Below are 13168 nucleotides of genomic sequence, written 5' to 3'. Positions count from 1 at the left end.
ACTCCTACTTTCTTGGCTCGTCGGTGATGTACTGCACGCCCCGAGATTCGGTGTCGCGCGACCGCTCCAGGCGCGCGACGCCGACCTTGGCGTCGGCCATTCCGTAGAAGACGTAGTGGACGCCGTCGACTTGCTCGATGGCTGTCGGGAAGACCACGTTGTCGACGGTTCCGATCCGTTCGTCTTCGGTCTCCGGAGCGAGGATCGGTTGGGAGGTACGCGCCAGTACCCGGGTGACGTCCGCGGGATCGAGCAGCATCGCTCCGGCCGCGTAGGTGACCTTCTGGGTCGTCGGATCGAAGCCCTCGGGTTGTTCGCCGGTAACGCCGTGGTGGATGACGAGCCATCCTTCGGGCACCCGCAGCGGCGCCGGCCCGGCTCCGATCTTCAACTCCTCGAACGGGTACTCCGGCATCGCGACCAGCCGGTGATGCCGCAGGTGGACGAGGTTCCGCAGGTCGGCCTCGACGGCTGCCACGGGCACGAACGAGACCCAGATCCCCGGCCGGTCGTCCTTCACTCCGGCCGGCAGGTGCACACCCTCGCCGTCGCGGAACCAGCCAAGGTCCCACATCGGCCGGTGCAACATCGCGTACGCCGGTTCGCCCTCCGGGCCGGGAACGGGTTGGGGGAAGAACACCGTGTCCTTGTTCGGGAAGAGGTTCAGGTCGGTGTCAAGGTCAGCCTGGTACTCGAAGTGCAATGGGCCGAGTCGTGTCCAGTTCCGCAGGTCCACCGACACAGCGAGCGCAGGTCTCGGCCCGAGCGGACCATAGGCAACGTACGTCATCACGTGTTTGCCGAGCGAGGGGATCCAGGTCACGCGCGGATCCTCGACACCCGCGTTGTTCAGGCCGCGCTCCCAGCCCTCGTCCGGCGCGAGTACTGTCCCTTCGCGCAGTACCCCGGTCGGTACGCCGTCGGTCAGCTCGATCTTCGCCAGCCCGACGCGCGATACGTTGCCGGCAGCAACTAGTCGCGGGAGCAGGTACAGGGTTTCGGCCGGCGTGTGGCCGGTGGCGGGGTTCAGCACCCCGCCGACCTCTAGTTCGTTGCCGGGCTCCGGCGTCATCAGGACGCCGACGCGGGTCAGGGTGTAGGGAACGGTCACAGTGAAGGCCTTTCGAAGCGAGGCGGCTCATCCCTTGATCCCGGAGTCGAGGCTCGTGGAGATGAAGCGGCGCTGGAAGATGATGAACAGCGTCACCGCGGGAACGGCCAGCACGCAGGCGCCGGCCAGTAGGGCGCCGAATGGGTTGGCCGCGCGCGCAGACACGGTGGTGAGGTAGTTCGACAGCGACACCGCCAACGGTTGGAGGTTCTGTTGCTTGGTGATCAGGAACGGCCAGAGGAACTCGTTCCAGGGACCGATGAAGGTCAGCAGTACGCCGGTGAGAAGTGCGGGTCTCACCAGCGGCACGGCTATCCGCCACAGAATGTTCAGCTCCGTCGCACCGTCGACCCTGGCAGCGTCGAACAGCTCCTGCGGCAACTGCAGGAAGTACTGGCGGAAGACGAACACCGCGATCGAGTTGATCGCGAACGGCGCGATCATGCCGAGATAGGAGTCCGCGAGCCCGTAACTGCGCACGATCATCACGTACAGCGGGATGGTCAGCAGCTGGAACGGGATCACCTGGATCAGCAGCATCAGCCCGAACACGGCACTCCGGCCGCGGAACTGCAGCCGGGCCAGTGCGTAGCCCGCCAGCACACCGAAGAGCAGTGTGCCGAGGATGACCCCGCCGGTGAAGATGCCCGAGTTCAGCAATGATCTGCCGAGGTTGATTGCCGCGTCGATCTCGAGGTAATTGTGGCCGGTCAGGTTGCCCGGGGAGGGGAAGGCGCCCTTGACGGACGGGTCCGGCTCGGTCTGGAGGCTGCCGATCAGCATGTAGTAAAAGGGGAACAGGAAGACGAAGGCTCCGGCCAGCAAGGCGATGAAGCGCCCCTGATTCGGTAGCAGTTTTCTCATTGCTCCTCCTTGCCGACGAAGCGGCGTTCGACCACGGCCAGGAGCAGAACGCCGATCACCAGCAGGACGCCGATGGCCGAGCCGACGTCGGGTTTGCCCTGCTCGATGCCGCGCTGGTACATGATCAGCACCGGCGAGGCCGACGCTCCATCGGGGCCGCCGCCGCCGGTCAGCAGGTAGGGCTCGGTGAACAGGTTCGCGCCGGTCACGGTGGCTACCAGTACGACCAGCGTTGTGGCCGGCCGTACCCCGGGCACGGTGACGTTCAAGAACGAATTCAGCCGTCCGGCGCCGTCGACGGCCGCCGCCTCGTAGAGGTCCTTCGACACGTTCTGCAGCGCCGCCAGGTACAGCAGGATGAAGAAGCCGAGCTGCTTCCAGGTCACGTAGAGCGCGACTGTCGGCATCGCCAACTTCGAGTTCACCAACCAAGACGGGTCGGGCGCGAGCGGTCCGAGGACGGAGTTGACCAGCCCGTTGGAATTGAACAGGAACAGCCAGACCCCGACCACGGCGACACTCGCTGCCACGTAGGGTACGTAGTAGCTGACCCGGAAGAACGTCCGCCATCGGATGGCGGCGTTCAGGGCATTCGCCAGTCCGAGCGACAGAACCACGGTCAGCGGCACGTTGATGAGCAGGAAGATGCCCACGTTCACGAACGACCGCTGGACGGCGGGGTCCGTCAGCACCGTCACGTAGTTGGCGAACCCGACGAACGGCCGGTCGACAGTCGCGCCCGGCGCCGTGAAGAAGTAGTCGTGGAAGGACATGTAGACGGCGAATCCGAGCGGGTAGGCGAAGATGGCGGCGAGGAACACGACGTACGGCGTGACGAAGGCGGTGCCGATCGGTTGCTTGCCGAGCACGGCGCTCAGCGCTCCTGGCCCACGAGCCGTCAGCCGGGCATTCCTGGCCGGCTTCGGCACCGTGGGCGGCCGGCGGTTCATGACTGGGAAGCGAGTTGATCGACCTTCTGGACGGCCCCGTCGAGGGCCGCGCCGGGATCCTCCCGGCCGAAGATCACGGACTTGGAGTAGGCGTCGCGGAATGTCTGCCAGATGGTGATCGAGTTCGGCACGTTCGGCACCTCGACCGTGCGCGCCGCCTGGTCCGCGAACACCTTGTAGTCGGGGTTCTTGCTGAAGTAGTCCGCATACACGGACGCGACGTCCTTCCGCAGCGGCATCTGGCCGGTCGTCTGCAGGAACTTGCCATCCTGCGCCTGGCTGGTCGCGAACTTCATCACGTCCCACGCCGTCCCGCGGTTCTTGCACGCGGAGTACATCGCAACGTTCTTCGCATCGCTGAAGGTGTGGATCTCGTTCGCCGGCTTGCCCGACGACGTCGGCACCGGTACGACGCCCCAGTCGACCCTGCCCTTGTACACCGCAATGGCCCACGGACCGACGATCGCCATCGCCGCCGTCCCGTCGGCGAACGCATCGCCGGTGTACCTCTCCTGACCGGCCAGCCGCTCGGCGTACATGCTCCGCCAGAAGGTCGCGACTCGCTTACCCTCATCGGAGGCGAACGTCGACTTGCCGTCCTCGACCAGTTGCTTGCCGCCGCTCTCGGCCGCGTACAGCGGGTAGAAGTCGAACCAGGACTGATAGAACTCGTTGCTCGGCGCCGGGTAGATAGCGACCTTCGCGGCGTTCGCGGCGACCACCTTGCGCGACGTGGCGAGGAACTCGTCGTACGTCGTCAGGGGTGGCTTCACGGTGTCGATACCGGCCTTCGCGAACTCCTTCTTGTTGTAGAAGATCATCACCGGGTTCGACTTCCAGGGCAGCTGGTAGTACTTCCCGTCGGCCGACTTGTACTGCTTGGCGATGGCCCCCGAGCGGTCCTCGACGTACGACGTACCGTCGCTGAACGAGTCGAGCGGCACCAGACCGCCCTGCTTCTGGAACTGCGAGACCGAGGCCGGCGAGGTGTTGAAGATCAGGCACGGCGCGTTCCCCGCGGTGATCGCGGCACCGATGACCTCCTCGGAGCTCTTCCCGGTCGGGATCTCCTGCGCGGTGATCTTCTGGTCCGCGTGCTGAGCGTTCCAGGCCGCGACCATCTGCTTGCCCCAGGCCACCTCTTCAGCATTGTTGGACAGCCAGACCGCGATCTCGCCACGCGTTTCGGTCGTTGCTCCCACACTGCCGCCGTCCCCGCAAGCGGCGGACACCCCTGTGATGGCGACAGCCAGTGCGGCAGTGGTGAGCGCGCCTTTCATGTGCGATCCAGGTGGACAACGTGCTGGAGTGGACGTGCTGTGGTAGTCATGACAAGGCCTTTCAGTCCGTCTCAGTACCCGGGTAGGGCGGGATTCTGTGCTGCCGTGCCGACCGGGCTCGGATTCGCCAGGGGCGCGCCGGCCGGAGACACGACAGTCCACACACCGCCGTTGAGATTGATGCCCTGACCGTTGGTCTGGCCCGGCGTGGCGTCGCCGACGAAGGTGTAGAGGGGGTGACCCGCGACGGTCAACTGATGGTGGCCGTCGTCGCGGGTGGTCGTACCGACGATGCCGGTAACGCCGGGCAGGGCCGCCGGCAGCGAGTCCGGAGCCGGAACGTACGGCCAGTTGGCCACGCAGGCATCGGTGCAGGTCGACTTGTTGTTCAGGTCGTTGGCGAACTGGTACAGCGTGCGGCCCTGGCCATCAACCAGGATGGTGCCCAGACCGGTGGCCTGCGCGCTGACCGCGACGCCGGTCGCCGACGGCAGCGGCATGGATCCCGCGGAGTCGCCGGGAGCGCTGCCGCAGGCGGCCGCGGTCAGTGTGAAGGCGGCCGCCGCGAAGGAAGTGGCTGCGATCTTCCTGCGCCGGCGGTCATTGGTCTGGGACTTCCGATCGGTGATCATGCATCGCTCCTGCGCTTGAGCTGTTGCGCTGACCGATCCACAATCGCCCGCAATCGCCCGCAATCGCCCCCGGTAGTCCCCGGGTTGGATCCCGGGTGTGCCCGACCACACCCCGGCAGTTGGCGAACCCCTGGTCGATCCTCTGCTCGCTCGTTGCTACCGGGAGCTCCACCCCGGGCATCGCCCCGGGGACTCACCGGGGCGACGGGCCGCTCGATCGGCAACGGTTGCTGCACGAGTCATCGCCTGTACGCAGAGGAAGGTCATGAAATGTCAGTCACACCGTTGAGAAAGATCCTCTACACCGCCGAGGCAGTCACCGAAGGCGGTCGGTCCGGGCACGGTCGCACCTCTGACGGCCGGCTGGATGTCGAGCTTTCGGTGCCCGAGGACATCGGAGGCAAGGGCGGCCCAGGCACGAATCCCGAGCAGTTGTTCGCGATCGCCTACGCGGCCTGCTTCCAATCGACCATGCTGGCGGTCGCACAGGGACGCAAGCTCGATGCCGGCGACTCCCGATTCACGTCCCGGGTCGGCCTGGGCCCGACTGGACATGGCGGCTTCGGCCTTCGGGTCGCCCTCGATCTGCACGCACCGCATCTTGCGGCCCCGGCGGCCGCACACCTGATGGCCGCGGCGGACCAGCGATGCCCCTATTCCAATGCCACCCGTGGCAACATTCAGGTCATCCTCACCGTCGACGGGACGCCGATCGAGGAGATCGTCGAGAACGACCAGGGCGTTGCCTGACTGTGATGCCCAGGCAGGTGTGCGATCGCGTACGGCCCCCGTCGCGGAAGCCCGGTGACCGTGCCTCCCGGATGCGCTGCATCACCCGCGCTCCTGCCTTCCTCAACAAGTAGCGCCCACCCCGAACCCTTGTGAAAGCGAGGCAATCATGGCGATCTACACCAAACCTGAGGCCCTCGGAATCATTCGCCGTGCATTCGGACCCGACGTTGCCGAGGCATTGGCCGGCGGCTTGCCCGATCGGATCGACCTGGACGATCCCGCGGATGCCGCGCTGCTGTTCCGGCTGGGTCTGAGCAGGGACCGCCTCCTCAATGCGCTCGGTGCCGAGTCGTGAGGGGGCAGTGTGGCCTGGGCGGTGTCCCTCCTCGGACACTCGACGCGGACAGCCCCGTCATCCTGGGAGTCGACAGTGGGGCGACGATTCATCCAGCAGGGGGTAGAACACGATCATGAGGACCGAGACGTCGCCGGAGTAACCCGCCTCAGCTACTACTCCCCCGAAACCATCATCGACCGCCACCACCTCGACCCCGCCACCACTGGCGGCCTATCGGCCATCAACACCCTCACCGACGCCGTCACCAACCCCTGAGAAGAGCCCGCCCGAACCACCCCACTCCCCGCGAGTCGACTGAGCTCTGAGGTAGTCCCGGGCTTCAAAGCTGGTCAGGCGTGCGATCCACGGTGAGGATGCTGGTGGTGCGCAACTGGGCTCCACCCAGCAGAGAGCAATGAGCGCAGAGATACAGGTCGCAGTGCCGGCGGGTGAACTCGCTGATCGGCGGGAACACCCATTTGACCTGAGCCCGCGCACTCGGACCGCAGCGAGCGCAGGTTTCGCCGGCATCGAACCTGCTGTCCTCTGCGTTCAACGGAATTGTCCGCCGGTCTGAAATGAGCACGGTTCTCGGGATCTGTGCTTCGGTGGTCATGGCAAGGACTTTCTGTTCGTGGTAAGCGGTGGAGGTCCTCAGTAGCCGGAGGCGAGGGGTTTCTGTGTCGAAGGACCAGGCGGGTTTGGGGCCGTGACAGGTGCGCCGCCCGGGGACACGACGGTCCATACGCCGCCGTTGAGGTTGACGCCCTGACCATTGGTCTGACCGGGCGTCGAGTCGCCGACGAAGGTGTACAGGGGGTGACCCGCGACGGTGAGCTGGCGAGCGCCACCATCGCGCGTGGTCGCGCCGAGCTTGCCGGTCACGCCGGGCAGCGACGTCGGCAGAGAGGCGGGCGCGGGTACGTACGGCCAGTTGGCCGCGCACGCTGCGGCGCACGTCGACTTGCCATCCTTGTCGTTGGCGAACTCGTACATCGTGCGCCCTTCGCCGTTCACGAGAATGGTGCCCAGTGCGCCGGCTTGCGCCCTCGCCGTGTCTCCGGTGGCCGGCGGCGACGCCGATCCGGTCGAGCTGGTTGCGTCACTGCCACAGCCGGCCGCAGCCAAGGTGAGGGTGACGGCCACGAGGCACATCCCAGCGACCTGGAGGTGGGTCGTATCTGACTTCCGGTTGGTGCTCATTGTTCGATTGCTCCTTGGCGTGCTGGCTCGTTGTGTTTCCTGACGGATCCACAGTCGCGCCGATGGCGTGCATTCGACCCCGGCGGCCCCCGGGTTCGATCCCGGGTCCCCTGACCAGGGCACCTGCACGCGACGCCCTCATCGGGCCGACTGGGGAAGCACCCCGGGGCCTCACGGGGTCGATGAAGGGGCCTGCAGTGCGACAGTGACCTTGTCCGCAGAGCAATCACCCATCTCGGGAGGCTCCGACATGTCATGGCGAGCGGGACTCGGGACGACCGACGACGAGCACGACATCGTGGTCGAACGTGACCTCGTATACGCAACCGTCGATGGTGCCGAGCTGCGCCTCGACATCTACCGTTCCGCCGGACCGGACGCGCCGGTCGTCGTGTACGCACACGGCGGCGGATGGATCCGCGGCAACAAAGTTGAGGACGGCGCCAAGCGCCTCGGCCCCCTCACGGCGTACGGCGTGACCGTTGTCTCGGTCGACTACCGGCTGGCACCGCACGCTGTGTTTCCCCAGCAGCTACACGATCTCAAGGGAGCTGTGCGATGGCTGCGCGCCCACGAGTCCCGCCTCGGGCTCCCCACTCGGCGACTCGGCATCTGGGGCAGTTCGGCGGGAGCGTACCTGGGCTCCCTGCTGGCTTTGTCCGAAGGCGACACGGCGCTGGAGGGTGCGGTCGGCGGCAACCTCGACCAGTCCAGTGCTGTGCAGGCAGTAGTCCACTGGTTCGGCCCGGCAGATCTCGAGTCGTCGGCGGCGCGCAGCGAGCTCGAGGCAAGACTTGTGCCGTTCCGGTTCGAGGCGGAGCTGCTGGGCATTTCTGATCCGGCAGAGCTGGCCGAGCGGGCCCGCGGATTCAGTCTGCTTTCGCGGGTATCGCCGCAGGCACCACCGTTTCTGATCGCCCACGGTGATCGCGACCGGATAGTTCTCTCCTCGGAGGGTCTCTCCCTCCACCAGGCACTCGCTCATGCCGGCGCACGAAGCCGGTTCGAGCTCCTGGCCAACGCAGGGCACGAGGACGCGGAGTTCGACAGCGCGCCCACACTGGCCAGCACGGCGGCTTGGCTGCGGACGATGCTGATGTGACACCCCCCGACCGGCACGGAAAGAAAGGACAGCGAGATGGCTCACACGGTCGCACCACACGGGCTTCATCACGTCACTGCGATTGCGGAGGATCCGCAACGCAACGTCGACTTCTACACGACAGTGCTGGGGCTGCGCCTGGTCAAGCGGACGGTCAACTTCGACGCTCCGGACACTTACCACCTGTACTACGGTGATGAATCGGGCCGGCCGTCCACTCTCCTGACGTTCTTTCCCTGGCCAGGAGTCCACGCAGGCAGACAAGGAGTCGGCATGACCACGGCCACCGCCTTCAGCGTCCCGCCGGAGTCGCTCGGCTGGTGGCAGACACGCCTCAAGGCACTCGGTGTCGACGCGGACGATCCCGTTGCGCGCTCCGACGAAGAGGTACTGCGGTTGCGGGATCCCGACGGATTGGTGATCGAGTTGGTCGCCTCCGGCGATGATTCCCGCTCGGGGTGGGACGGCGCTGCCGCAGTGCCGTCCGACAACGCGATCCGGGGCCTGTTCTCGGTGACGATGACGGAGCTGTTGCTCGAGCCCACCGCCGAGATGCTCGGCGGCATGCTCGGGATGCAGTACGGCCACAACACCTCCGACCGGACCCGGTTCGTGATGTCGCGAGAAGAATCCGGAACCGCGGTGGATGTCCTTCCCAGCAAGGCCTCCCGGGGACTGCAGGCGGCCGGGACAGTCCACCACATCGCCTTCAGGGCCCCTGACGGAGAGACCCAGGCCAGGTGGCGCCTCGAGCTGATCGAGGCGGGTATCCAGGTCACCGAAATCCTCGATCGGCAGTACTTCACCTCGATCTACTTCCGCGAACCCGGCGGCGTCCTGCTGGAGATCGCGACCGACCAGCCCGGATTCACCGTGGACGAACCGCTGCTGGAGCTCGGCCAGCATCTCAAACTTCCGCCGTGGCTGGAGCCGAACCGCGAGCAGATCCAGGCTTCCCTGCCGACGCTGCGAGTACCACTGCCGCCGCAACCGGAAGACGTCCACCGATGAACGCCGAGCTTCAGCGCGCGCAGGTCTGGCTACCGGACTCAGGCGCTCCACCTCTTCTGCTGTTGCACGGCACCGGTGGCTGGCGCCCGACGCGCTCGCCGCGATGGCGCCGTTTCAGAGCCTCGAAGCCCCTCGCCTGCAGGCTCACTGCACGCGAGGGGCGAGCAGATCGGCGAGGCCGATTCGCTGGTAGAACTCTTCCCGGACCTGGTCGCCCAGCTCGTTCCGCTCGAGGCGCCGGTCACGATGATGTGCTTGGACATGGCTGATCTCCTGGTGGTGATTGGGAAGGCCGGAGCCTCACACGACGCCGCCGTTGACGTAAACGACCTGCCCGTTGACCCATCGGGCGGGTCCGGCGATGAAGGAGACGGCCTCGGCGATGTCGCTCGGTACGCCGAGCCGCTGCAGCGGAGCGAGGTTTGCCAATGTGTCGATGGTGGCCTGGTCCTTGCCGTCGAGGAACAGTGCGGTCGCCGTCGGGCCGGGCGCTACGGCGTTCACCGTGACATCGCGGCCGCGGAGTTCCTTGGCCAGGATCAGGGTCATCGCGTCCACAGCGCCCTTGGTGGCCGCGTAGCCGGTGTAGCCCTCGAAAGCGAGCTTGACGACCGAAGACGAGAAGTTGACGATCGCCCCGCCCCGCCGGATGCGGCGGGCGGCCTGCTGGTTGACGAGGAACGTGCCGCGAATGTTGATGCGATGCATCCGGTCCAGGTCCTCGAGATTGAACTCGGTCAGCCGCGACAGCAGCATGATGCCGGCGGTGTGCACCACCACGTCGACACCGCCGTACAACTGCTCCGCGGTGTCGAACAGCTCAGCGACCTGCAGCTCGTCGGCGACGTCGGCTCCGTAGCTGCTTGCGGTCCCGCCGGCGTCCGAGATCGACTTGACGATCTCGTCGGCCGTGACCTGATTGCCCGCGTAGTGCACCAGCACGCTCATCCCGTCGGCGGCCAACCGGTGTGAGACCTCGCGGCCGATGCCGCCCGACCCGCCGGTGACGACCGCGACCCGGGGAAGATTGCTGGGGTCTGGATTGGCCATGTCGATTCTCCTCCGCTCAGGATGCCGCGGTATTCCGCGGCCGTTCGCATGGCATCACCATGGCGCCACGTCAGTGCCCCTGGCCCCCGTGGACACCCTGGGTTTCCACCCGGGGTTCGGCAGCGGGCCTGACTGCCCAGGACCTCGTTACCGGAGGCCCCCGGACCAGCGGCTGAGCTCGTGGCGGGACCTGATGCCGAGCTTGGCGAAGACGTTTCCCAGGTGGTACTCGACAGTGCGCGGACTCAAGAAGAGCCGGGTGCTGATCTCGGGATTGGAAAGCCCGTCGCGAGCCAACCGAGTGACCTGAGTCTCCCGCTCCGTGAGCTGACTGCTGGTGGACACCGTCCGCTTACGCGCCTTCTCCCCCGTGGACACCAGTTCATGGCGCGCCCGCTCGGCGAACGCCTCTGCGCCCATCGAGCTGAACATCTCGTGCGCCATGCGCAGCTGGTCTCGCGCGTCCACGCGGCGACCCCGTCGGCGCAGCCACTCCCCGTACAGCAACGTGGCCCGCGCCAGCTCTCCACGCACCCGCGTACGTCGCAGCCGCGCGATCGCCTCCTGATACAGCTTCTCGGCGCCTTCGCCCTCGGTCAGCAGAGCGCGGCACCGCGCCTCCAACCCCAGCGCCCACTCGGTGCGACTGGCCCCCGTCATCGTGGCGATCCAGTCGAAGGCCTCGGCGGCGGTCTCATGCCTGCCGCTGCGCACGGCTGCCTCGATCAGCTCGGTCACGGCCCAGTTCGCCACTCCGGGGTACCGAAGACCGGGGTACTCCTGGTGACGGAGTGCCTCCTCGGCGGCGGTCGCCGCCTCGGGGTAGTTGCCGAGCCCGTTGCACAGGACCGCGTTCGTCCAGTGCGCGACGGCTATCCCGATGCCTTCGCCTCGGCGAGTCACTTCTCTGATCGTGGTCTCGATCAGGGCCGACGCCTCGTCCTGCCGTCCGGACAACGCGGCCAGGGCCATGGCGCTGTACGGCGCCAGGCTGCTGCCCGTGGCCTCGGTCACCGCATGTCCCTCGTCGACCAGTGACGTCGCCGCGGCCAGGTCGCCAGCGAAGAGCAGCATGTACGCGCGCGTGCTGAGGGCCAGGGGGAGCTCACTCAACGCGCCGCCCGCACGCGCGAGCTCGACGTACCGAGCCGAGAGCGTGTGCCACGCCTCGTCGTCCCACAGATGCAACGCGGCCTCGGTCCCCAGCCACAGCCATCGCAGTTCCTCGTCGGGAGACATATCGGTGCCGAAAACAGCCAGAGCCTGCCGCAGCATCGGCGCTGCGGCCGCATATCCGTCGTTGAAGTTGGCTGCCAGGCCGTCCAGCAGGAGGTCGGGGGCCCGCAAGCGGTGCAGCGGTTGCGGCGCCGTACCGGCAGCGCGGGCCACATCCATGGTGCCGCCTCCTGGACTGGCCAGCGCGCCCACGAACATCGCGGCGGTCAGCCCGTCCAAGTACGTCGCCCGGCACAGCTCGATGTCGATCGGCTCGAGGCGTTTGGCAGCCTTCAACAGCAGCGGGGGCGCGTCCTTTCCCCGACTCGTGACGAACGCGAGCTGGGCCCGCATGAGGTCGACGCGCGCCTGCTCGAGTTCACTCAACGGGCCGGATTCGGCCATGGCGAGCAGGTCGACTGCCGCCTGGAACGCGCCCGCCTGGAGCTTGGCCTGTGCAGCGTCCAGCGCCCGGGCAGAACGGTGCGCAGGGTCGACCGTCAGCCGCGCGGCGCGCTCGAGGAACGCGGCGGCCGCCGCAAGCCCACCCCGCGCGCCGGCCCGGCCGGCCGACCGCTCCAACTCGGCGGCCACGTTTTCGTCCGGGCCGCTCGCGGCGTGGGCCAAGTGCCACACCCGGCGATCGGCGTCGCCGGCCGGGTCCGTGACTTCGGCCAGCGCACGATGTGTCTTCCGGCGTTCCTCCGGGGTCGCCTCTGCGTAGATGGCCGAGCGCACCAGCGGATGGCGGAACGTGATCCGCTCCCCCGTTCGCAGCAGGCCTGCGAACTCGGGCAGGTCCATCGTGTCGGCGGCGATACCGAGCCGCTGAGCTGCCCGGAGTACCAGCGCAGGTTGCCCCATCGGCTCGATGGCGGCGACGAGGAGCAACCGGCGCAGATCAGGCGACAGCGGCGTGAGTCGGCGCCGGAAGCTGTCTTCGATCCGTCCCGTCAGGCTCTTGGCGTCCAGCAAGCCGAAACCACCAGCCAGTTGGGCGTAGCTCACCTCCTGTGGCAGCTCGATCAAAGCAAGCGGGTTTCCGCGCGTCTCGGCGACGATCCGGTCGCGAACCTGCTCGTCCAATGATCCGGGAATCACCACCGCGAGCAGCTCTCGCGCATCGTCTGGAAGCAGCCCGTCCAGCACCAACTGCGGCAGCCCGGCGAACACCTGCTCATCCACCGGGTCACGCGACGCGAACACCAGCCCGACCGACTCGGCCACCAAGCGACGACCCACGAACGTAAGAGACTCAGCCGAGATCCTGTCCAGCCACTGCGCGTCATCGACCACACAGATCAACGGACGCTCCGCCGCCGCGGCAGCCAGCAGACTCAACACGGCCAAACCCACCAGAAAGCGGTCCGGCGCGGGGCCTGTCCGGAGACCGAACGCCGTGCCAAGCGCGTCGTGTTGTGGCACCGGAATCCGATCGAGGCGATCCAGCAAAGGCGCGCACAGCTGATGCAGTCCGGCGAACGCCAGCTCAGACTCGGCCTGCACCCCGGCCACCCGCACCACCCGGCACCCCGATGCCTCGGCCACCAGATACTCCAGCAACGCCGACTTGCCGATCCCGACATCTCCCCGGATCAGCACCGACCGGCTGGTGCCGTTTCGCACGGTGTCCAGCAGTTCGTCGAGGTGACGGCACTCGGTGCGCCGATCAACCAACATC

14 protein-coding genes are annotated in these 13168 nt (G+C 67.1%); 5 read left to right on the top strand and 9 right to left on the bottom strand.

Features of this window, described 5'->3' with window-relative positions; all coding sequences use genetic code 11:
* Window positions 1–4: 4 nt before the first annotated feature.
* From EV645_RS19370 to EV645_RS19350, 5 genes are all read right to left on the bottom strand, one after another.
* Window positions 5–1111 carry a glycoside hydrolase family 130 protein gene (locus EV645_RS19370; RefSeq protein WP_242000515.1) on the bottom strand — a complete coding sequence of 369 codons (1107 nt, stop codon included), beginning with the start codon at window positions 1109–1111 and terminating at the stop codon, window positions 5–7.
* Between the two features lie 27 nt (window positions 1112–1138).
* Window positions 1139–1975 carry a carbohydrate ABC transporter permease gene (locus EV645_RS19365; protein WP_130445278.1) on the bottom strand — a complete coding sequence of 279 codons (837 nt, stop codon included), beginning with the start codon at window positions 1973–1975 and terminating at the stop codon, window positions 1139–1141.
* Entirely contained in the window at window positions 1972–2925 is a 954-nt protein-coding gene (locus EV645_RS19360) for a carbohydrate ABC transporter permease (protein WP_242000514.1), read from the bottom strand. Before EV645_RS19360 ends, EV645_RS19365 begins: the two co-directional genes overlap by 4 nt.
* Window positions 2922–4205, bottom strand: a complete 1284-nt coding sequence (locus tag EV645_RS19355; RefSeq protein ID WP_130445277.1) for an extracellular solute-binding protein — start codon at window positions 4203–4205, stop codon at window positions 2922–2924. The genes EV645_RS19360 and EV645_RS19355 overlap by 4 nt, the downstream gene beginning before the upstream one ends.
* A 71-nt stretch (window positions 4206–4276) precedes the next feature.
* Entirely contained in the window at window positions 4277–4837 is a 561-nt protein-coding gene (locus tag EV645_RS19350; RefSeq protein WP_130445276.1) for a COG4315 family predicted lipoprotein, read from the bottom strand.
* A 270-nt stretch (window positions 4838–5107) separates the two neighbouring features.
* Here EV645_RS19350 and EV645_RS19345 point away from each other — a divergent pair, with 270 nt between their 5' ends.
* The 3 genes from EV645_RS19345 (at window position 5108) to EV645_RS19335 (ending at window position 6182) form a co-directional block, all read left to right on the top strand.
* On the top strand, window positions 5108–5587 hold the full coding sequence (locus tag EV645_RS19345) for an Ohr family peroxiredoxin (protein WP_130445275.1): 480 nt from the start codon (window positions 5108–5110) through the stop codon (window positions 5585–5587).
* Window positions 5588–5735: 148 nt separating this feature from the next.
* The gene (locus EV645_RS19340; protein WP_130445274.1) at window positions 5736–5924 is read left to right on the top strand and encodes a hypothetical protein; all 189 of its coding nucleotides are present in this window, start codon (window positions 5736–5738) and stop codon (window positions 5922–5924) included.
* Window positions 5925–5999: 75 nt separating this feature from the next.
* Window positions 6000–6182: a hypothetical protein gene (locus tag EV645_RS19335; protein WP_130445273.1), complete on the top strand. Its 183-nt coding sequence runs from the start codon at window positions 6000–6002 to the stop codon at window positions 6180–6182.
* Window positions 6183–6246: 64 nt separating this feature from the next.
* On the opposite strand, the gene EV645_RS19330 is transcribed toward EV645_RS19335, so the two are convergent.
* Window positions 6247–6522 carry a hypothetical protein gene (locus EV645_RS19330; RefSeq protein ID WP_130445272.1) on the bottom strand — a complete coding sequence of 92 codons (276 nt, stop codon included), beginning with the start codon at window positions 6520–6522 and terminating at the stop codon, window positions 6247–6249.
* A gap of 38 nt (window positions 6523–6560) precedes the next feature.
* Window positions 6561–7109, bottom strand: a complete 549-nt coding sequence (locus EV645_RS19325) for a COG4315 family predicted lipoprotein (RefSeq protein WP_130445271.1) — start codon at window positions 7107–7109, stop codon at window positions 6561–6563.
* Window positions 7110–7359: 250 nt separating this feature from the next.
* On the opposite strand from EV645_RS19325, the gene EV645_RS19320 reads away from it, so the two are divergent.
* Together EV645_RS19320 and EV645_RS19315 are read left to right on the top strand one after the other, a co-directional pair.
* The gene (locus tag EV645_RS19320) at window positions 7360–8211 is read left to right on the top strand and encodes an alpha/beta hydrolase (RefSeq protein WP_130445270.1); all 852 of its coding nucleotides are present in this window, start codon (window positions 7360–7362) and stop codon (window positions 8209–8211) included.
* Window positions 8212–8247: 36 nt separating this feature from the next.
* Window positions 8248–9222 (top strand): ring-cleaving dioxygenase, encoded by a 975-nt coding sequence (locus tag EV645_RS19315; protein WP_130445269.1) that lies wholly within the window; start codon window positions 8248–8250, stop codon window positions 9220–9222.
* 300 nt (window positions 9223–9522) lie between these two features.
* On the opposite strand, the gene EV645_RS19305 is transcribed toward EV645_RS19315, so the two are convergent.
* Together EV645_RS19305 and EV645_RS19300 are read right to left on the bottom strand one after the other, a co-directional pair.
* Entirely contained in the window at window positions 9523–10272 is a 750-nt protein-coding gene (locus EV645_RS19305) for an SDR family oxidoreductase (protein ID WP_130445268.1), read from the bottom strand.
* Window positions 10273–10419: 147 nt separating this feature from the next.
* Entirely contained in the window at window positions 10420–13167 is a 2748-nt protein-coding gene (locus EV645_RS19300) for an AAA family ATPase (RefSeq protein ID WP_130445267.1), read from the bottom strand.
* Between the last annotated feature and the right edge of the window lies 1 nt (window position 13168).

The organism is Kribbella rubisoli, from assembly GCF_004217145.1.
GTDB lineage: Bacteria > Actinomycetota > Actinomycetes > Propionibacteriales > Kribbellaceae > Kribbella > Kribbella rubisoli.
Note: the sequence above shows the minus strand (reverse complement) of the source record. Positions and strands in the feature narration are given on the sequence as shown.